The sequence below is a fragment of the Streptococcus mitis genome, assembly GCF_026782895.1.
GTDB lineage: Bacteria > Bacillota > Bacilli > Lactobacillales > Streptococcaceae > Streptococcus > Streptococcus mitis_CB.
The window spans coordinates 335919-357078 of the sequence record NZ_JAKUXJ010000004.1 but is presented as its reverse complement, the minus strand read 5'-3'; the positions used below and the strand labels follow the sequence as shown (position 1 = coordinate 357078).

Below are 21160 nucleotides of genomic sequence, written 5' to 3'. Positions count from 1 at the left end.
ATTTCATTCATGAAATATCTTCTTCAAGAATCGTAATGTAATTATCTTTTGTAACAAAAGATAGTGTGGCTAATCTTATTGCTTGGTTCATAATTATCCTGTCAAATACATTTCTTACAAATCGCCCATTTGCATTTTTATTTTCAGGATTGCTACTATGTAATTCTAAATATTTTTTTAATTTTTCTTTTGCAGAATCATGCAAAATGTACTCTTCATTTTTGCAATATGAAAGAAAAATATCAAACATTTGGTCCACAGTATAATCTTCAAACGTAATAAAATAATTAAATCTTGATTTTAACCCAGGATTAGATTCAAAAAATTTTTTCATCAATTCATCATATCCAGCAACAATAACCACCAAATCATCACGATAGTCTTCTAATGCTTTTGTTAACTCAGTTAAACACTCTCGACCATAACTATCACTTTTATCGTTTTCAGTAATACTATATGCTTCATCAATAAACAATACACCACCTTTAGCTTTTTGTATCAATCTCTTCACTTTCGAAGCCGTCTGTCCTTGATATTCTGCTATTAAGTCTGTTCTACTTGCCTCTATAAAGTGACCTTTACTTAGTATTCCTAATGAACGATACATATTCCCAACGATTCTTGCTACTGTTGTTTTACCTGTCCCCGGATTTCCTAGGAAAGCCATATGCATAGTTCTATTCGTTTTTTTCAACCCAATCTTTTCTCGATTTTTCTGAACTTTGTTAAAGATTACTAAGTCTTCTATTTCTTTCTTTACATTTTCTAAACCTATTAGTGACTTTAAATCATTTGCTAGTTCTTCAAATGATTTATGATTTGTTTCTTTCAAAATCAAATAATTTGTATCAATAACTCTAGAGCCAAGATATTTATACAATAATTCCAATATGCTAGTTTGCTTATCTTTGATTTTTGAGAATGTCTCTTTACTTGTCAAGTTTCCTAATCGTTTTATAAATTCTAACTCAGCATTTTTAAGATTATCAACTATATCTTGAAGAATTATTTCTAATTCATAAGTATTATTTGTTAAATCATCAAGTTTTTTCACTTCCGATTTTAACAATTTTAAATAAGTTTCACTAATCATCTACATTCCTTTAAACAATAGAAATAATACTATTATAACAACAGCGACTCCAATAGTATAGAATCCTTTTCTAAGGAAACTAATCTCTTTTTGTTTTTCCTCTAGTTCAGTTTGAAATTTCTCGACAATTAAAGTAAGATTTTTACCTTCCTCTATTAATCGAACATTCATCTTGTCTACATCGTTTTTAAGATTATTTTGTGTTTCTTCAACTTGTAAATGCAAATCGTTAAAACTATTTTCTATTTTCACTAATGATTTTAGCTTCGCTTTTAAACTATCAATTTCAATATGAATTTCACTTTGCTTATCTTCAAGTTGTTCTAACTCTTCTAATTTTTTATGATGTTTCTTCAATACATCAATTAAATCTTTATTCTGTTTAAAAACATCATCTAATAATTTTTTATTACCAGTTTGATATTCTTCTATCTCATGCAATCCCTGTATAGCTTTATTATTTGCCTCTTTTGCTGCAATCAAAGATTTTGAAATACTTTGAATATACTCATCATCCAATATTTGAAATGTTTCGTAAATGGTATTAAATTCCTGAATAATTTTTTTAATATGTTCATTTTGATTAAAAATCTTGTTATGAACAGCTTCTCTAAGTGCATTTAAATCTTTTCCCTTGACTCCATAGTCCACAGAAAACAAATTCAATATATTCTCTTCATCTGGAACAGTAGGTAAATCAAATTGTTCAGGAATCTCTTCACTAAAGGCTTTTAATGCTTGTTTTTTTTCATTAAATCTTTCAGAATTGGCTAAAACTTGAATTTCTAATTCTTCTGACATAACATTCTCCTATAATAAATCATTTAATGCACTTTGCATTTCTTCAAGTTCTCTTTGTTTTTCATCAAAATAAATTTCATTAGCTAATAATCGCTGTTTGAAATCAATATTTGAATTAGAAAACTCTTCTTCAACATCACCAAGTAGTTCTCTTAGTTTTTGATGGTTCTTAGCCATCTTACTAAAAATGTGGTTTCGTTTAATAGCAACATTTTGCTCGGCAACAAAAATTTGGACTTCCTGAATTCTTAACAATTCATTTTTCTTATTAGCTTGTTTCTTTTGATTTTCCTCAATTAACTTTCTGGAAATAAATTGATCAATTCCATTAATAATTATTGCTCCCAAAATTCCGGTTAGTAAACTAGCTAAGAACATCCCTAAAATATTAGCAATTGTTCCTAGAAGTTTTATTTCAAAAGTCATACCTGGTATCTTATTTAAGAACTGTTCAAAATATTCTCCTAAAAACATTGCGCCTACACCTACTAATGCGGAAGTAATAATTTTTGAAATATGGGCAATTTTAATTTCAATAGAATGAGATTGATTTTCAGGGTTTGATAGATAAGAAATACTTTCTCTGATAGAACCAAATAATTGTTTAAACAAGTTTGGAAGTTTTTGTAATTTCTGGTTAAATACGCCAATAATTTCTCCTACGATGCTTCCAACAAAACTGTCTACACCCACTTTAATAAAATCTCTAATTTTACCAAAGAAGGAATGAAGTGCTTTTTTCATTTCCTCTATAAATGAATCAAAAGAGCGTTTTTTTGCTTTAAAATACCTCACTAAAGCATTCATAATTTCCTTCAGCATCCCAAATAATGCTGCAATAAACATAGCTTTTATAGCATCTTTGCCAGCTTTATTGGCCATTCTGACAGAAGCTTTCTTTGCAATATCCTTATTAATAGCTTTCTTCGCTGTTTTTTCAGATTTGAGCATTTTCTTCGAATCAGCTGCTAATTTATCATTTAATCTTTTATTATTTTCAGCCTTAAGATTTCGCTTTTCGGCATCTGAGATATTCATCTTATCAATTTTTTTATTAGCTCTTTCAACTTGTTCTTTAAGATTTTTTTCTCTTGCTTCTCTTTTCTTTATATACTCGCTATTAGATTTTGCGCCTTTACTTTTATTAAGAGATTCATTAGTTCCTGCCAAATTTTCTGATTTATTGGCTAAATCAGAAGTTTCAATATCTGCTATTTTCCTCCATGGGTTTTCAAAAATCTGTTTTCTTGGTATAACGTGATCCAAATTAGCTTTTTCGTTAATTTTTATTGTTTTTCCAGTATATTCATCCTTTAAATTTCCATTTTTTTGCCTTTCTTTCATAGCATTATTTGCATCAGTATACCTTTTATCTTTCATTATTTTAGCACCCTCTTCTTTTGTATAACCATTAGGATGTTTATCGTTATACTGCTTAAGAAGCGTGTCGCTTGTCATATCTAAACCAATTTGGTTCGCAAATTGATTCCAAATTTCATCTAAGATAACATCTCCTAATTTATCCGGGGAGCTAATTTCTTTACATTCCAATTCTAATTTTTCAAGATTAGAAAACTCAGTTGTAAATTGTTGTTCCAGTAGTTCTTCTAACTCATCGTAGTTTAAATTTTCAGACTCATATACTTCTTCCGCATTCAATACTAATAATTCATTTTCCACTGCTTTCTACTCCCCCTTCAGTGCTTCAAACTTCGCTTTCATGGTTGGATTTTTTCGAATCAATTTTTTGACAGAAACATCTTCCAACTTATTGTTTGCGAGGCGAAGTTGGTTTTCGGATGTGGTTAGGAACTTCTTGACCTCTTCCATGCGTTTGATGGCCTTGTCGATTTCATCAATAGCTTTTCCAAAGTTGGTCGAAGCTGAGTTGTAGTTCTTGGCAAAGGCTAGTTTAAAGGCATCCAAGTCTTCTTCAAAATGCGTAATGTCAATATTTTGCTCGCGAACCAAAGCCAATTCTTGTTTGTATTTTAGAGAATTAAGCGCCGCATTTCGCAAGAGACCAATCAACTGGATAAAGAATTGAGGACGAACCACATACATCTTTTCATACTCGTGGCTGACGTCAACAATCCCTGTGTTAAAGTAGTCATTATCGGCCTCAAGCATGGTCACCAAAACGGCATACTCACAGTTCTTCTCCCGACGGTCCTTGTCCAATTCCTTATAAAAATCCGCATTCTTGTGCTTCTTCTCTGTTCCATCTGCTTCGTTTTTCATCTCAAACATGATGGAAATGATTTCGACTCCATTTTCGTCACATTCACGGAAGATAAAGTCCCCCTTAGACCCACGCGCAGAGACCTTGTTATCCTTCTCAAAGTAGGCATTTGGAAAGGCAAAACTACGGACCTTGTTAAACTCACTCTCTGCGTACTGTTCCAGACTTTCCCCGATAGCTTTTGTAGATTGTTGAGCTTTGAAATTCTTATAAAATTCGACTTGTTCACTGGCTGCTTTGAGCTGTGCTTCATAGTTTTGCTTAACTGAAGCAAGAGAAAGCTCGTTTTCTTTTTCTTGTAATAGGAGCTGATTTTTGACCTGATCCCGTTCTTTTTCTAGGTCAGATAGGGTCTTTTGCAGTTGATTTTCATGCTCCAAACGCAAGGTCGCCAACTGGTTTTCCAAGGCCTGTACTTCCTTGTCCTTAGCCAATAAGGCCTGATTGCTTGTCTGTTCAACCTCTTTCTTGGCCAGTTCTTTCTCTGTATCAAAGTTTTGGATTTGACTCTGTAATTGAGCAATTTCTTGGTCTTTTTGAGCTAGTTTAGACTGTTGTTCATTCATGGCCTTTTGCTCTGCCAAAGCCAGTTCCTGCTTCATGCGATCGTGCAATTCCTTATCAAACTCTGCTGTTCTCACTTGGGACAAAAGTTCGGCATACTGACTTTCATTTACTGTAAAAACTTCCCCACAGTTGGGGCATTTGATTTCGTTCATATCGTTCCTCTTTCTAGACTTCTGTAACCATTATATCATGCCTAAGGGAAAATCAAAAACAGCGAGTCGAAACCCACTGTTTATATCTTTTACTTTAAATTTTTTCCAAGGCCAAGCGCAAGTCTTCAATCAAATCATCCACATTTTCAAGTCCGATAGACAAACGGATTTGGTTTGGTGTGACGCCAGCTGCTTCCAGGTCTTTTTCTGACAATTGACCATGAGTTGTTGTAGCAGGATGGACAACAAGCGATTTAGCATCTGCCACGTTTGCAAGATCAGAAAAGATCTCTAAATGATCAATTACCTTGCGAGCTTCTGCCTCCCCACCTTTGACATGGAAGGTAAAGATTGAACCCACACCTTTAGGCAAGTATTTCTCAGCCAAGGCATGATATGGACTATCTGCTAGTTTTGGATAATTTACCTTTTCTACCTTAGGATGGTTGACAAGGAAATCAACAATTTTCTCTGCATTTTGCACATGGCGTTCCACACGAAGAGAAAGGGTTTCAAGTCCTTGGAGTAACAAGAAGGCATTAAATGGCGACAAGGCTGCACCTGTATCACGAAGCAATTGAACACGGACAGCGATAATAAAGGCTGCTGCACCCACATCACGAGTATAGCTCAAATTGTGGTAGCTTGGGTCTTCCTCAACAAATTGAGGGAATTTTCCTGAAGCTGCCCAGTCAAAACGACCGCTATCGACAATCACTCCACCAATAGTCGTACCATGCCCACCGATAAACTTAGTCGCAGAGTGAATAGCAATATCTACACCGTGAGAAAAAACGTTAATCAAATAAGGTGTTGCAAAGGTATTATCTGAAACGAGTGGAATCTGATGCTTATGAGCAATCTCTGCCAATTTTTCCAAATCTGGAATGTTAATCAAGGGGTTACCCAAGGTTTCAATCAGAACAAGCTTGGTATTGTCTTTGATCGCTGCTTCCACTTCCTCCAAATTATCCACGTCCACAAAGGTTGTTGTGATACCATAACGAGGAAGGGTTTCTTTCAAGAGATTGAAAGTTCCACCGTAAATAGTTGAAGCTGCCACTACATGGTCACCTGCATGAGCAAGTGCCAAAATCGTATAAGTCACTGCAGCCATACCTGATGCTGTTGCAAGAGCTCCAACACCACCTTCAAGAGCAGCGATTCTTTCTTCAAAGGCAGCTGTTGTAGGGTTGGTGATACGAGTATAAATGTTCCCTGGTTTTCTCAAGGCAAACAAATCGGCACCTTCCTGCGTGTCATCAAAAACAAAGGATGTTGTTTGATAAATCGGCACTGCACGAGACTTGGTAGCTGGATCCACAACTTGCCCAGCATGCAATTGCAAAGTTTCAAATTTAAAATCACGAGTCATAAAACGACCTCCAAATAGTTTGATTAAGGATATTGTAGCACCTTAAGTTATAGTTTACAAATATCAGTTTTCTATATTTTGATATAAGAAATAGCTATTACCCTATTTTAAAGATGAAAAAAGCACGACTCAATCGTGCTCATTTTCTTAATCTACATAAGTATCTTCATTTTTATTGAGGAAGGCATATGGAAGACCCATCAAGAGACCACCACCAATGAAGTTTCCAATGAAGGTTACACCCCAGTGACGGAGCATATTTCCAACACCGAAGTTAGCAATTGAATCAGCAGCAACACTGAATTTCACAATCGCGAAAGAAGCAAAGTTCGCCGCAATGTGCTCGTTTGTTAAGAATACAAACATGTAAATCGCTGACAACACAAGCCATAGTTTGGCACCACCATCTTTGACCAAAACAAATGAAAGAATCGCAATATTTACGAAAATATTTGCCAAAATTGCCTCAAGCAAGATTAATTCATTTGAGCGGCCTAACTTCATCTCAACAACCCCTGAGATGAAACTATCGTGAGTCAGATGTGCATAGGCTGCCGAATGAGCAAAGCCCCAACCTGCTATCAAGGCCCCAATAAGGTTGAACAAGGTACAGTAAAGTAAAATCTCAGCTGTTTTTCTCCAAGAGATTTTTTTCAAGAAACTACCAGCAGTCAAGAACATCATGTTTGATGTTACCAACTCGGCATTCAAGAAAACAATGTAGGCCAATCCCCAAGCAAAGACAAAGGGGAATAGGAAACGTCCACTACCTGGTGCAATTTTATTAATCAAGTCAGCCCCAACTGCACCAGCAGCTGTACTGAAAGTTAAGAATGCACCTGCAAACATGGAACGAATCGCATACTTAAATTTGCTTTGACTATAAAGACTTTCCTTCTTCTTGCAAGCAAATTCAATCTTTGAGATAAATTCTGAAGAAACCATAATAAACTCCTAAAACTTTTATTTGTGATAATTATACCATAAGTGAAAAGCGTTTACAAATAGTTATCATCGATTTTCAATAGTTGAGTTTTTACTTATTTTCCATTAAAATCATTTTCATTAATTGCTATCATTTTTTTAAATCGTATTCATCATCGTATTCATTTTCATACTCATATTTGCCCGTATAGTTGAGAAGGTTTTAATTTAGTTCTAATAGTTTACAAATGTATCAGTGACTAATTTCACTGTTTTTATTTTTACAAAACACCGTTTTTGCAAAATAGAAAACCGTGATGTTTGTCACGGTTCCTGCTTATACCCAAAGTTGATTAAAATTCTAAGAGATTGCTTTCTACGACTGCCTCAAGCGCTAGAGATTTGCTTCCATAATCTTCAAAATCAATAGTGATTGTGTCGTCTTTGATTTCTGTTACTTTACCCGTTCCAAACGTTGGATGTTTAACTGTTGAACCTACAACGTCTTTGTGAGACTCAATCCATTCCTTGACTTTCTCATTTTCTCCTTGATCCTGCAGAAGACCAGACTGTTTCATCAATTCAACCACCTCAAAATATCCATCTACAAATGTCTGTTTGAAATCTGACCCCATAGACAATTCTGAACGTTTTACATGCTCACCCAAACCTAGCATTAGTTTAATAGCTTTCAAAATGACATCATCAGAGACATTACGACTATCAAGCTGCCCACCAACTGCATCACCGTAAACACCGTAGAAGTGGCCATCTTCACCATCATGACCGTAAATATCCATGATATTACTTGTTTCACGGTTGCAATAAACTGCTCCAGCTTCGTTTACAATAGCATATGCTACATCATTATTTTTAATTTCTTCAAGTAGTTGTTTTGCGTTTTCCATGTCTAGCTCCTCTACATAATTTGTTAATTTGATAGCATTTTCTAAACTCATTTTTTCGATTGGAGTTTTGCCTGTGACCCATCTACTGATTGTAGTGTCACTAATTCCAGTAGCTTTAGAAATTCTATAAGCTGTTACCGTCTTTAGTAATTTTTGAATTTTGTTAAAATCTGCTTTACTCATTTTTTATTATCTCCTGAATACCAAGCAATAGCGATCGCCAACATTGCTACAAATAAAATAATTTTCATCTTGATTTTTCTCTAACTTTCTTATACAATGAAAGGTAAGGAGAGCTTTCGCTCTCTTACCCTTTAGCGATTATCTCTTCCTGCGTCTGGTAAACTTGGGAGCGATTTTCGCTTTTTTATTTTGCTCTTTTAGTACTTTGTACCAAGAGCGACTCTCTTTTGAGATTGCTACTGCAATCCCTATCGCAACTGTGACCCTTGCCAGCCACTCGTCTAGGTTGTCCATTTGTATCACCTCCTTACATTATTTATTATACCGCATTATAATGCGGTAGTCAAGTGTTTTAACAAAGAATTTTAAACTTTTCCCATTCTGAAACTACTTTCAGAGCAAACAAAAAACCGCAAGCCTGAGCCTGCGGTGAAAGAACAATTTAGAAAGTTTCCTTTCATTTTATTTTTTGAAATTATTTCGTCGTAATCAAGCCATCTGGTTCTACTGTGAACTCTGGCTTTTCTGCCATTGTTCCGTCTGGTTTGATGTAGTACCAGCCTTGGCCTGCTCTGACGAATTCATTAGATACCATATACCCGTTTTTGCTGTCGAGGTAGTACCATGTGTCCTTGTACTTGACCCATCCTGTCTTCATGGCGCCTTCTACGTCGAAGTAGTACCACTTCTCAGCGATTTTTTTCCAGCCTGTGGCCATTTCGCCTGAGTTGTCGAACCAGTACCAGTTGCCGTCTGAGTGCTTCTTCCAGCGGTCTGCAAGCATGTATCCTGAACCGTCGAAGTAATACCAGGTTCCGTTGATTTTCTCAAACTTGTCTTTTGGATAAGAGCCGTCTTCTTTAACATACCAGTAGCCTGTATCGTTCTTCTGCCAGCCTGTTTCGGCGCCTAGGCCGTTCTCAATATCTCGCTTAAATTGTTCACGGCTAACACCCCATTTCGCAAGATAAGGATACGGGTCAACGTGGTCGCTACTGTTATCCGGCTGGTTATTGGTACAGTATTCATGAGTTTTGATACCTGCCAAGTCGTCTGTATCAAGAGTTTTCGGCAAACCTGCTTCATCTGCTAGATTTCGTAGCAATTCGATATAGAGACGATAGTCTGTCATGAACTCTTCTTTAGTTGAATGGCTTTCAATCAATTCAACTGCTGCATAGGTCTCAGCATTCCAACCGCCCCCAACGTCCCACATTCCCTTGTTTACAGGGCCTACTTGCATGACACGACCGTTTCCAACGACATGAGAAAAGAACCCAAGTCCAGGGTCCTTTCTGTAGTGGTAGTCCGCCTCGTTCTGAGCGGTTGAGTTTCGGTTGCCTGTTGAGTGGGCATGAACCTGACGGAAAGGCTCAAACCCAACAATCGGCAAGTCCGTGCGTAGTCTACTTGTATCAATATCCATGCCTATTCCTCACTTGGTTTCTCATAGTCTAGTGCTCGTGTGCTGTCTGTGATTCCGCTTGTAGTTGGGTCATTAACCAAACCGATAGCAGTCAAGAATACGAAGACCGCATTAACAAGCAAAATCAGCTTGTTGCCGATATCACCCAAATCCAGATGATATCCAAAGACTGCTGCACCAGCTTGCAAGACAAGCAAGAGGGCTGGAATGGCAGTCAGCCAAAAGAATTTATTTTTTAGTCGTACTTTCCAGTTAATCATTATTAAATTTCCTTTCTTATGGTAATTGCGTAGGCCAAGCCTCATCTGTCAAGTATGAGATAGCACTTACTCGTATATCTCCAATATCTTTATCTGTGGGGATAGGGTCATTAAATGTAAATTGTATGAAGTTTGAGTCGGTTACTCCTCCGAGATACCATATCCCATACGGCTTCCCAGCGTCATTATAAATTCCACCAATCAGTGACGCCTCACTCCTAAATCCTGCAGGTATTCCACCAGGACCTAACACTTTAGCCCCTTTGTCCCCACTGCTATTGTGCCTTGCAAATCCAGGTCCATTTCGTCTGCCTACTCCAAACCAACCCCATTGAAGACCACCAAATTGATAAGTAACAAGATTGTTTACTCGTCTGATTTTAATGAACGAGTTGCCTGCTCTAGAGACACTGTTTAACGTTCTCCAGCCAGTATCGCCGATTAGAACACGCCAGCCTGTGTTATCGTTCCCTTTTTCTTTTATCCATTTGAGAGCGCCGTTTGTCACATTGACATCAACATAGGTAGTTCCGATTTCAGCCGTTATACGACCTTCTGGTGAGCCTGTACCACGGATTTCACGGCCTACGTTATCTGGTAGCGGTAGAGTGACATTGTTACCCCCAGCGATGCCGAGGGTATTTCCTGTCAATGTCAGCCTTGGTTCAGGTTTTTGGTTAATAGCCTTCACATCACGGCCAACCGCTTGAGCAAATTCCTCTAAATTGCTCATAACAATCACGCTTTCGCTGCAGTATACGTTGCGACCAAGTCAAGGTTTGCAAATTCATCAATACGACGGCCAAGGTCAGCCAATTTTTGCACAACTGCGCCTTCAGTATCGCCACTCATGCCTGCGATCGCCGTAGCAATCTCTTTCAGTGTGTCAAGATTTTCAGGAACGCCGTCACCTAAAATCTCAGCTTTCACTGCTGTTTTAGCTTGTTCGATAGCTTGCGTTAACGTAGCACTGTCAATTTTTGTATTGATCAACTGCATCATTGTCTTGTTATCCGCTCCCACAGCAGAAGCGAATGCAATCAATTTACTTGTATCCATAATTCTTCTATACCTTTCCTAAGTTATAGTACGTGAGCAAATCAGGAATCTCCTGACATACTCCACCTTCACTTGCAGTTCTTCCTGCAAGTTGTTTTTTTACTTCTTCAGCGATATCCAGCTCCTTTAGAGCATGGACTTCTTCTGTGACCAATTCCTTATCTGAAGCCACTATCTTGATGTGGGTTTCTTTGTCACTCGGGAAAATATATCCGCCAGCGCTAATCTCTAAGCGGTATTTCCCAATTGGCAAGATAGTGTCCAGATTAAAATTCACGCTTGAGTTCGTGACAGTTACCTTCTTCTTCCACTGGTACTTTCCCATGGTCAGACTAACGACCGCCACCTCCCCATCAAGAGAGGGGACGGCTCGATAATCTTCGTTCAAGAGGACAAATCCAAAGGTAGAAGCCACATCACCCTGTTTTATGAGGTAACCGCCATCAACTTGAGCAAGATTGGTCGTATTTAGATTACAGACCATTCTGCGCCCCTTTCTCATCTTCGACTAAGATGTCGTCTCTAATCTGCAACGCCTCAAAATTGTTGTACAAGTGGTCAATGTAGCCATTACCACCCAAAGCCTTGTAGCTGTTGTGCATGTTTTCGACTACATAGAACTCATCTTTAGTTGTAAAACCACGACGGATAGCTCTACGAATGTCACGATCGAGGTGCGTCCTCATCGTTACAAGATGCGCATCGTCGTGTAGTTTTAGCTTTGCCTGTACTTCGTCAATTTTGGCGTTGTTCTCGTCAGTAGTAATCTGGACATCTTTGATTTGTTTCTTGACTTCACTTAACTCTGAAATGATTTGGTCTGTCTGTTCCTTTGATTTCTTCGGCAGTTTGTAGCTAAGCCAAGCGATAATAATCGGTGAAGCTACTGGTAGCACGTTCATGAAGAAATGCTCTGTTGATTGTAAGACGTCCATAAAGCACCTCCACTATTGGTTAGGTGTAACTGTTGTAGCAGGAGGTTCTGCAGTTGTAGGTGCCACGGTAGCTGTCGTAGAAACTGTAGCTACTGGTGCGACATTCGTAGGCTCATTTTGTTCTTTAGGCTCGTACTTCCATGCTGCGCCATATCCATCACGTTCAAGACGTCCATTACGAATAAAGTCGCTTGCAGGCTCTCCATTATAAGTAAATTCACGGTTAAGTTGTACTAGAACCCTCTTACCTTCACCATCCAACTCAACGTGCTCTGGGTCTTCGATGGTAATCAAATCACCTGGCATATAGTGTTTACCTACTTCAGCTGATTGAATTAAATCAACTAAAACTTTATAAGCTGTTCCGTACTGAAGCAATTTTTCTGTTATCAACGTTAAAACTAATGCGTAGCTAACTTTGCCATAGTGGTCGCTTTCAGTCTTGTTCTGTTTAACTGCTTGGTCTGTGGCCGTCTGCTTAGCTTCGGCTTGTGCTAATTTCTGTTCATTCTCTTGAAGCTTAACGTGAGTTTCTTCTAACTTAGCCTGAGCCTGTACAAGAGCGCTCGTCGGATCAAGTTCCGTTCTAATAAAATCTAAAACGGCTTGAATCAGCACTTCTTCATTATCATTCGTGCGATTACCTGGCAATTCAACACGCTCATAGCTGTAGCGACCAGGTTCTTCTTTCTCAATCGTTACGATTGTGACATTCTTTTCCCCTTTTAAGGTTGGGCTTCCTGTTAATTTGTAAGTCATTAGTTAGTTCCTTTCATTTTTGCTTGTGTTTCTTCGAACAGTTCTTTAAGCGCTGGGTCATATTCCAGTACGGCTTTAAAAGCCTGTAATTCAGCCAAAGCTAGCGTATAGTGTGCCTCTAAATGCGCACTATTCAATTCGCCTTCTTTCAAGCGGTTAGCGAGCGACTCAGCTACTAGCTTGTCGATTGTGTGATTATCCATGTATGTTCTCCATTTCTTTGATTTTCTGGTCCAGTTCTTGGACAGCCTTCAGCAAGTAGGGTACGAATTTTGAATAGTTGATAGACAGATAAGATGTTGTTTCATCTATTTCAATTGCTTCAGGGACTACCTTCTGGGCTTCCTGCGCAATCAAACCAATCTCTTCATATTTCTGGCTCTCGATGAAATCAAAAGAGACCATGTTCAATGCTTGAATTTTATCCAAGGCATTAACTGGACTCTCTTTAATATTTTCTTTAAGTCGCTTATCTGAGCTTGAAGTGATACCTGCGTATCCGCGCCATTTTGCCGTAGTAATCTGATTCCACCAACAAACGGCGTTATCACCTCCTGCTGGATTTGACCCAGCACCATAAACATCTGCATTTCCTGTCCAGATACCTTTGGCAGCATTAATCTTACTGTAGAAATTAACGTTTGTAGAGCCAGAAAAGTCTACTTTCCCATAAAAACTAACTGTATTCTTACAATACATCTGCCCATCTGTGTCCACATGCCAAGAGTTCGGTCCTGCTTGGTTCCAGTTATTGCCCCAATTGGCCCAGAAAGCTGTCTTAGTACCGCCACCAGCTCCATTCCCCATACCGACCGAGAATTGATTAACACCAGAAATCCAGCGACCGCCTCCATTATCAAACTGCCCCAAAGTGAAACCTCCAATTTCGCCTTGGTAGGCTTGTAAGAAGGTTGAGCTAGACACAACAGATTCAATCTTAGTTGTGAAGATTTCCTTAGATGTCAACTTGTCAATTAAGGCATCCCTAGCGGTCAGATTTTTGATTAAGGCATCATCTACGCTGATTTTATCGCCTGTAACTGCTCCTGCTTTAATCGTATCTGCAGTCACAGACCCAGCTGCTAACTTCCCGGCAGTTACCGCACCATCCACAATCATGTCGGATTTTACTCTGACTTTCGGAGCGATAATGTCAACGCCTTTCGAACTGGTCGAAATGGTAGAGGCTAACTGCTCACCAGTCAAGGTAGTAGATCCGATAGTCACACCTTCGGGCGTCACTTGTACTCTCGCACTGTTAGCAGCGTCTCGCACTTCCTGCCTAATTTCTTTGGCCGTCTGCGCAATGGCACTCTTGACATTCTTGTCAAAAAATTGAGTCAGCGCCCCTTGATTATTCTGCTGGATTTTGCCCCAGAGAGTGCTGTTTGGATCTCTCAATTCCAGTTCAATAGAACGCATATCCTTGAAGAGACCTGACAAGGTGCGTTGCGTGACAGTAGGTTCCACAAAGTTAGTCGGGAAATCTCCCTGCTCCAACTGGATATCTGTCAGCACCGTATCACCCACACAGCCCATGTGATGAAGCTTCAGCAGTTCATCTCGTGTCCGTGGCTGAAATACCTTGTAATACCGTCCGTTATGCTCCAAAGCAGGCGAACGAACGTTTTGAATGGTAATATCCATGTGTTACCTCATTCTGTCATATAAAACAATATCTTTATAATCATTTCTAAACCAGTGTCGTGTCAAATTAGATAAAGCTTGACGCTTGCTTGCTTCATCTACTCCTGCATCTTCATTTTGACCTAGTAAAAACACAAAAGATGGATTAGGTGTTGATAAATTATAGGCATATACTTTGACGAACTTTTCTTCTATCCTCAAATAGTAGTACCCTGAGTTTAATCCTACATATCGATACGAGAATCGAGTGTAAAAGTCTAAAGTAGCTGACTGATAGTTAATATTTAATATAGTCAATGACAAAGTATTTACAATTCGAAATCTGTATTTTTTCCAAATTAGCTTATCTCCTATATATCTTTCAACAACTTCCTTCCCACCTACATAAATTCCTTCTCTAGCCATACTACCTCCTACGAATTACTATAAATGTCATAGATAGTATTACTATCTTTGTTGGCAATCGCGTCATATTGAGACCTTGTACCAGACCAATATTTCATTGGTTGCCCACCGTTCTGATTGATGATGTTTTGGCCAGGCGCTCCATCTGCGCCTCTAGCGCCGTCAGCGCCTCGTGCACCAGCTGGACCTGTTGCACCGTCGCTAACATTATCAAGTCGTGTGCTAGCAGCTGCTTTAATGCCGTTGTACGTTATAACGATGTAGACCTCAAGCCAACCTCCTGAACGCTGAGAAGCATTCCACTGGCCAAACTTACCGTTCGCGTCAGGCGTTTGGCTCAGCAAGCTTTGCCAGTTATTATTCCCAAAACCACGGTAGTAATAATCAACAGTATAGCCACTAGTTAACCGAGTCCCGTCATAGTAGACATCCGCGATCAGATTTAACTGACTGGTTGCACCGTTTCGATAGCTTCCCTCGATACGCACATTCGCATTTAAGCTATGACCGTTATCTCCTCGCAAGCCCTCTCTCTGTTGACTCGTCAAGTCCTCGAATCGCATAACACCGTCTGCGCCTTGTGGTCCTGTTTCTCCACGTTCTCCACGGTCGCCTTTAGGACCTGTTAGATACTGCAAGGCTGAGAAACGGTCACGGCCATTTCCGACCTTGACCTTGCCTGTATCACTCTCGACGCCTAACTCGCCATCTAGCAAGACCAGATTGCTACTTGCCCAATCACTCGCTGACATGCGCTTGTGCTGTACCCTTATTGGGATTGTTTCCGTCATGTTCTTCCTCCATCAAAAATAAAAGTTGGACTCTCGTTCCAACTTCCGTCATATCTAGCATTTTGTCCATCAGCAATCGTCTTATAGACTGGCGCTAGTTCAATCCGTCTTGTCTGATTGTCAACAGTTACAGACTGCTCTAAATCTTGATACCAGTCCCCTGAGAAAGTCAGACGATAGGCACCGTAGTAGACCGCCAAGACCTGCTCCTCTTTCTGAACAAGGTCTTTGTCAATCGCTGGCATGACTGAATTAGCAGGCGCTAAATGGACGTGTCCGCCATAAAACGGATTCTTATTGACTACCACAGTCACATCTGTCTTACTATAAGGCGTACAGGTTGCTGACCAGCTGATGACGTACTGCTTACCAAGTTCAAAGCCTTCTCCATTGTGGCCGACCTCCACGAAATCCGTTCCATAGCTAATTTTCTTAGCCGTGCCACCATTCAAGCGGTTCTTGTTGTACTGGGTATTTCCGTCCCCACCAATAAGGCTAGCATTAACCCTTGCAGTCTCGCTGACCTGTTCCAGTTTCTTACTCAGTTCAGCGATTGAGTCCGCACCACTCATCAGCTCCTCACGGATTCGCTTCACGAACTCAGGACGCTCTTTTTCCATTTCTTCATGGATTTTAGCGCCAAATTCTTCGGCCTTAGCCTTGTACTGCTCGATGGCATCCGTGATAGTTTTCTCACGCTTGGCAAATTCAGCATCAAAGGCACGATCAGCGTTGGCGATCGCACGTTCCAGCATGATGTCAAATTTTGTTTCTTGCTTGTCCAAGATTGCGTTTGCTACTGCTGATACTCCACCACCATTCCCTCCTGATTTCACTTTGTCATCAAAGGTAATGGTTAGATAGGCTCCCTGTCCATTGTTTGCTAAACAGTCATACTCATAGGCAATTGCTTTCTTATAAACGTCCACATTATGCTTATAGCTTTTCAGATTAACCGTATCGCCCATGTGAACAGTTTGCCCATCAAGTTCATAGGCTTCAATCTTAATGGCATCTGTAGCCTTATCTATGTGTTCGTTAGTAAATTTAGCGCTAGCCCACTTTGTCAACTCATCAACGGTCTGAATGTTGTTATTGCTATAACTTCTTTCGTTGATGTAAGGGTAGGCACCAATTAAGGGACTATCAACTGTTATGGCAATCGTTGTGTCTTCCTTGGCACCCTCTGCCTTAAATGTAGACTTAGCATGGATCCGAGTAACAATATTTTGTGAGTTTTTGGTTCGTTGATAGGATTTTAGGTTTTTGTGGGTAGAGATGATAACACCTCTGTCCTCTCCTCGATTTCGCTTAATTGAGATAGCGAAATTGTCCCGAACCATCTCTCCTTCCCATGTTCCCACAATTGAGTGAGCGCCATCCATTAATACGCTGTAGAGTGTTTCTACTTCTTTTGTGTTGATGGTTCTCCTGTCTGTGATATCACTGGTAAATGAAAAATCATTGATAGGAGACTTAGCGACTTGTACCAATTGAGAAAGAGCCTGCCAACAACTCTGCTTGTTGACAGACAGAGGATTGATAGACCGCTGCATGACATCATCAGTGATATGATAAGCAGTGATTTCTAAATGATCATCATTCTCTACTGGTTTTTTGATGCGGAACAACTGCGGACCAATCACAGGCGCTGGTGCCTTTATCAACATATCTTCACGGAAAAATTGATAAATCTCAGAGTCCGTGATAGGGTAGCGAACAGTAAGGGTAAAATCCCCGTTCATTTGCTCTTTGATAATTGCTGAAGTCGCTTCATGCAGTGGAATACCGTTCCATTTAACGTTACGAGTATCACTTTCAAGCAAATATAGCATTACGCCCACCCCCACACAGTTTCAATCGTCATGGAACTGATACCAGCACCTAAGACAATCCCAACATCTTGTTTTTTGATAGGGTCAATCGTGATAAAATCCCCTGTCCACTTAATTCTGGAACCTGTTCCGTCCAAGAAACTAGGATTGTTTGGGTTATTTACCATGATAGCTTTTCCAGATAGTCTTTCTAAGCGGATGACCTGTCTGTCCACTGTGAAACTAACCTCAGTCGTACTCTGACCAGTTATGGTAATTGTCGGAAAAGCCAAAGCAGAGCCCTTGGTTCTTAAAGTGCCACTTCTTGAGAAGGTCTGATTGTCCGTAGCTTTAAAAAATTTTGTAGGATGACACTCAAATGTTACTTTGAGCGCATAATATCCTGCACGATTTCTAGTAGTCTCGGAAATTTTTACCTTGTAACACCACATCTTAGTGGTTTTGACACGTTCACTTTCAAGCCAAAAGTTTTCCCTGGCAAAGAGAGCCAAGAAACGGTTCAAGTCCTCTTCCTTTGGTTTTACTAAGTGAAGTGTGTAGGATTTTTCAACCATCCCTCTATGATGATTGGTTTGTAGGATAGCTCCGCTAATACCGTCATGCTCCCATAGTTTTGTCTTACTATTGGCAATCACGATGGATGGCGCTTCTTCTACAATGACATCAAAAGGAAAAGAGGAGGTTGCTACACCATCAATCACCAATTCATTATGTTTGATCATGCGATTCCTCCTCTAAGTTGTGTTTTCCGTTGCAGTTCATCCGCAATCTTTTGAGCGACAACATCAGCAATGCGATTGATATCCATCTCTTCACTGATGTTATTTCCGCTAATGCTGACATTGATAACAGGAGACAGACCTCCCATTGTTTGGGCTATTCCACGACCGATAGCTCCCAAGGTTCGTTCGTTTAGTGGTAAGACAGCCTCGTTCCCAGCCTCTCCACCAACCATAAGACTATTTCCGTTTGAACCAAAAACAGTCGGCTTGGTCAAGATACCACCCTTGGCATACCACTCTACGCCAATGCTTGGCAACCCGTTACTCAACCAGTCAACTGGATTAAGAGAGCCTGTGATACTAAAGTGTGGTAGAGGGATGTGAGGCCATCTAAATTCAAAGTTAAAGAATCCCTTAATAGCTTCAATTGCACTACCAACTAAATCCTTAGCCCCGTTAATAGCATTCCCGATTGTATCTTTAATACCGTTCCAAATGCTACTTGCGGTTGATTGAATACTATTCCAGATATTGCTAATCGTATCTCTTATACCGTTAAAGACACTCGAGACCGAACTTGAAATACCATCAAATATTCCTGAAAGAGTGGACTTGATACCATTCCAAATAGTTGATGCAACCGTTGAGATGGTGTTCCAGATGTTAGACAATAGCTGCGCTATGCCATTAAAGATAGTCCCAATGACACTTGCAATCCCATTCCAGATTGTTTCTCCAACACTCTTGATGGTTTCCCAAGCGCCCGACCAGTCACCAGTAATGATCTGCATCACTGCCTTGATAATACCCAAAACAACGTTAATAGCTGTCTCAACTACCGTTTTAATCACTTCCCAAACTGTAGAGGTGATAATCTGAATATTATTCCACTCTCCCTCTATAAGAGGACCTATAACAGTCATAACAGCGCTAATGATAGCGGAAATGCTAGTCCAGACAGCATCCGTAATTGAACGGATTAGTTCTTGGTTTTCAGTCCACCAAGTTACAACCGTTCCAAAAATACTCATGATGAAATTTGAAATTTCACCTACAACAGTACTGATAACGGATGAAATAGCCTCCCACACAGCTGTTACAGCGTTGCGGAATCCTTCATTCGTTTCCCATAAGTATTTCAAAATGACAACGACCGCTGCCACTGCGGCCGCTATTGCAGCTGCTGTCCCAATGATTGGTAGAGCGGCAGTTATCATAGCGCCTATAGACGTTGTAAATATAGCTTGCAGGGATAAGAATATAGGCGCTAAAAATCCTACAGCGGTAACCACAGCTCCTATGATTACTATAAATTCTTTAATCGGGCCAGGCAAAGTACCAAACCAATCTGCCACACCTTTTATAATGTCTCCTAAAGCTTGAAACACAGGAATCAACATTTCCAAAAGAGGTTGACCTAATGCAGCCAAGGCATTAGTTCCAGATTGTTTTAGATTCCCCATGACGTTTTCTAAGCCGTCAGATTCTCTTGCAGCTTGACCAAGTGCCCCAGAAAGTTCATTCCCGTCTTCAACCATTTGAAGCAAAGTTAATTGCTTTTGCGCTTCGCTCAAATCCTTGAATGACTTGCCGTACAGTTTATTTGCTGCCGCATTACGAGTTGTTTCTGTTGCAGATATCCCCAAAGCCGCATCGTTGGCAAAATTTCCTTTAAGAAATGATTGAAGGCTCTCAGTAACACTTTCAATAGATTTGTCATAAAAAGCAGCACCATCTGCCGCTGCCTTAGTTGCCCTAGTAGATAAATCTAAGGCTTGAGCTGTATCTAGACCAGATGTTTTTGCAAAGGAGGCCATTTGGGTGAAACTTCCTTGTAATCGTTCTGGTACAATAGACATTTCTTTCCCAATATTATTAAGAGCCTCTCTAGCTTGACCTTCCATATCCCCAAAAACTGTACTAAATTGGGCATTACTTGCTTGCATTGAAGCAGCAGCTTCAATAGCTTCTTTCCCAACGTCAACAAGTTTTTCTGAAATATCACCCAATTTCTCACTAAACTGTTGGAGCAGTTCAGCTCTTGCAGCTTTAGCTATCTCACCCAAGCTTTCTTGTGCGCTATCTGCTACAGACTTAGTCCCCTTCATCTCATCGTTGAGATTGTTAAAAGCAGTCTTAGCTTGATTCAGCTCTGCTTCCATCTTGTTAGCTTCGGCTGAGTTTTCACCATATTCTTTTTTAGTGATTTCTAATTGCTTCTCAAGGTTTTCAATTTGGCGAGCGACAATTTCGGACTGTGCACCAATCTTCTTTTCAGCCAATGTCAATTTGTCAGCTTCACTAGCGTTGGAACCCATCTGGCTTTCTTGTAGCTTAAACGAACTAACGACTTTTTCAGATTCGCTGGCAAGTAGTTTCTGCTCATTCTGCAATTCTTTCAGTTGGGTTTGGTTATTCTTGGTTGCATTCCCATTACCCTCAAGAGCTTGATTGACACTAGCTAGTTTTCCCTCATATCCTTTTAGGAGATTTTGAGTCACTTCTACTTCACGCTGGAAAGCACGATACTGATCTGCGCCAATATCTCCTTTTTTGAACTGTTCTTCAACTTGAGATTGAGCTTGTCTTAAGGTTTCTAGTTTTTCCCGAGTGGTTCCAACTTGCTTCTGTAAGACTTCTTGTTTTTGGGTTAGTAAGGTAACATTCCCAGTATCAAACTTTAAAGCATTATCAATTTGTTTCAGCTCTTTTGTTGCGTTAGCAGATTCTTGATTGACACCTTTTAACGCTTTTTGTAAGGGCTGGGTATCGCCATCGATTTCAATTTTTATCCCTTTGATATTTCCTGCCATATTTCCTCCTTTCCTTAAAAAATAAGGAGCGCTGAAAGGTTTTCTATGACCAGAACACTAGCCAACTAAATGAACTTGTCCTCACAATCGCTCTCTCAGCACTCACTTTTTCTCTAAAATGCATCAAAATCAGCTTGGGTGGCCTTCCGACTACCCGTTTTATTTTCGCTACGCAAATTGACATAATCTGTCTGATAATCTAACGCCATTCCAATAGAAATGTGCTTGAGATCATCGATAGATAAGCCAGTTTCCTTGCAACA

Annotated in this window: 21 protein-coding genes and 2 pseudogenes; all 23 read right to left on the bottom strand. The window is 39.8% G+C overall.

Going from position 1 to position 21160, the window contains the following annotated elements; translation table 11 throughout:
- Nucleotides 1-7: 7 nt before the first annotated feature.
- Nucleotides 8-1093, bottom strand: a complete 1086-nt coding sequence (locus MK480_RS06050) for an AAA family ATPase (RefSeq protein WP_268707356.1) — start codon at nt 1091-1093, stop codon at nt 8-10.
- Nucleotides 1094-1894, bottom strand: coding sequence for a hypothetical protein (locus MK480_RS06045; RefSeq protein WP_004260688.1), 801 nt, complete (start codon nt 1892-1894; stop codon nt 1094-1096).
- Between the two features lie 9 nt (nt 1895-1903).
- The gene (locus tag MK480_RS06040) at nt 1904-3574 is read right to left on the bottom strand and encodes a phage tail family protein (protein WP_268707355.1); all 1671 of its coding nucleotides are present in this window, start codon (nt 3572-3574) and stop codon (nt 1904-1906) included.
- A gap of 6 nt (nt 3575-3580) precedes the next feature.
- Nucleotides 3581-4855 (bottom strand): DUF2130 domain-containing protein, encoded by a 1275-nt coding sequence (locus MK480_RS06035; protein WP_268707354.1) that lies wholly within the window; start codon nt 4853-4855, stop codon nt 3581-3583.
- A gap of 94 nt (nt 4856-4949) precedes the next feature.
- Nucleotides 4950-6230: an O-acetylhomoserine aminocarboxypropyltransferase/cysteine synthase family protein gene (locus MK480_RS06030; protein WP_042751050.1), complete on the bottom strand. Its 1281-nt coding sequence runs from the start codon at nt 6228-6230 to the stop codon at nt 4950-4952.
- 147 nt (nt 6231-6377) lie between these two features.
- Nucleotides 6378-7175, bottom strand: coding sequence for a formate/nitrite transporter family protein (locus tag MK480_RS06025; protein ID WP_000254773.1), 798 nt, complete (start codon nt 7173-7175; stop codon nt 6378-6380).
- Between the two features lie 332 nt (nt 7176-7507).
- On the bottom strand, nt 7508-8245 hold the full coding sequence (locus tag MK480_RS06020) for a DUF3553 domain-containing protein (protein ID WP_268707353.1): 738 nt from the start codon (nt 8243-8245) through the stop codon (nt 7508-7510).
- Nucleotides 8246-8383: 138 nt separating this feature from the next.
- Complete coding sequence (locus MK480_RS06015; protein ID WP_020903551.1) at nt 8384-8539, bottom strand: hypothetical protein; 156 nt, start codon at nt 8537-8539, stop codon at nt 8384-8386.
- A 181-nt stretch (nt 8540-8720) separates the two neighbouring features.
- The gene (locus tag MK480_RS06010; RefSeq protein ID WP_261103745.1) at nt 8721-9671 is read right to left on the bottom strand and encodes an N-acetylmuramoyl-L-alanine amidase; all 951 of its coding nucleotides are present in this window, start codon (nt 9669-9671) and stop codon (nt 8721-8723) included.
- 2 nt (nt 9672-9673) lie between these two features.
- Nucleotides 9674-9931 carry a phage holin gene (locus tag MK480_RS06005; protein ID WP_223335847.1) on the bottom strand — a complete coding sequence of 86 codons (258 nt, stop codon included), beginning with the start codon at nt 9929-9931 and terminating at the stop codon, nt 9674-9676.
- A gap of 16 nt (nt 9932-9947) precedes the next feature.
- Entirely contained in the window at nt 9948-10664 is a 717-nt protein-coding gene (locus tag MK480_RS06000) for a hypothetical protein (protein WP_268707352.1), read from the bottom strand.
- A gap of 5 nt (nt 10665-10669) precedes the next feature.
- Nucleotides 10670-10990 (bottom strand): hypothetical protein, encoded by a 321-nt coding sequence (locus MK480_RS05995; RefSeq protein WP_268707351.1) that lies wholly within the window; start codon nt 10988-10990, stop codon nt 10670-10672.
- A gap of 7 nt (nt 10991-10997) precedes the next feature.
- A complete protein-coding gene (locus MK480_RS05990; protein ID WP_268707350.1) occupies nt 10998-11474 on the bottom strand; it encodes a hypothetical protein in 477 nt (158 codons plus the stop codon).
- Nucleotides 11464-11925 (bottom strand): hypothetical protein, encoded by a 462-nt coding sequence (locus MK480_RS05985; RefSeq protein ID WP_261184721.1) that lies wholly within the window; start codon nt 11923-11925, stop codon nt 11464-11466. Before MK480_RS05985 ends, MK480_RS05990 begins: the two co-directional genes overlap by 11 nt.
- 12 nt (nt 11926-11937) lie before the next feature.
- Nucleotides 11938-12684, bottom strand: coding sequence for a hypothetical protein (locus MK480_RS05980; protein WP_268707349.1), 747 nt, complete (start codon nt 12682-12684; stop codon nt 11938-11940).
- A complete protein-coding gene (locus MK480_RS05975) occupies nt 12684-12887 on the bottom strand; it encodes a hypothetical protein (protein ID WP_268707348.1) in 204 nt (67 codons plus the stop codon). Before MK480_RS05975 ends, MK480_RS05980 begins: the two co-directional genes overlap by 1 nt.
- Nucleotides 12880-13815 (bottom strand): annotated as a pseudogene (locus MK480_RS05970) (tail fiber domain-containing protein); the annotation flags it as partial. The gene MK480_RS05975 and the pseudogene MK480_RS05970, both read right to left, overlap by 8 nt.
- Nucleotides 13816-13953: 138 nt before the next feature.
- Nucleotides 13954-14331, bottom strand: a pseudogene (locus MK480_RS05965) (gp58-like family protein); the annotation flags it as partial.
- Nucleotides 14332-14334: 3 nt separating this feature from the next.
- Nucleotides 14335-14736, bottom strand: a complete 402-nt coding sequence (locus MK480_RS05960) for a hypothetical protein (RefSeq protein WP_268707347.1) — start codon at nt 14734-14736, stop codon at nt 14335-14337.
- Between the two features lie 8 nt (nt 14737-14744).
- The gene (locus MK480_RS10085) at nt 14745-15527 is read right to left on the bottom strand and encodes a collagen-like protein (protein WP_326845942.1); all 783 of its coding nucleotides are present in this window, start codon (nt 15525-15527) and stop codon (nt 14745-14747) included.
- On the bottom strand, nt 15524-17362 hold the full coding sequence (locus tag MK480_RS05950; protein ID WP_268707346.1) for a phage tail spike protein: 1839 nt from the start codon (nt 17360-17362) through the stop codon (nt 15524-15526). Before MK480_RS05950 ends, MK480_RS10085 begins: the two co-directional genes overlap by 4 nt.
- Nucleotides 17362-18084, bottom strand: a complete 723-nt coding sequence (locus MK480_RS05945) for a phage tail protein (protein WP_268707345.1) — start codon at nt 18082-18084, stop codon at nt 17362-17364. Before MK480_RS05945 ends, MK480_RS05950 begins: the two co-directional genes overlap by 1 nt.
- Nucleotides 18081-20897, bottom strand: a complete 2817-nt coding sequence (locus MK480_RS05940; RefSeq protein ID WP_268707344.1) for a phage tail tape measure protein — start codon at nt 20895-20897, stop codon at nt 18081-18083. The genes MK480_RS05945 and MK480_RS05940 overlap by 4 nt, the downstream gene beginning before the upstream one ends.
- Between the last annotated feature and the right edge of the window lie 263 nt (nt 20898-21160).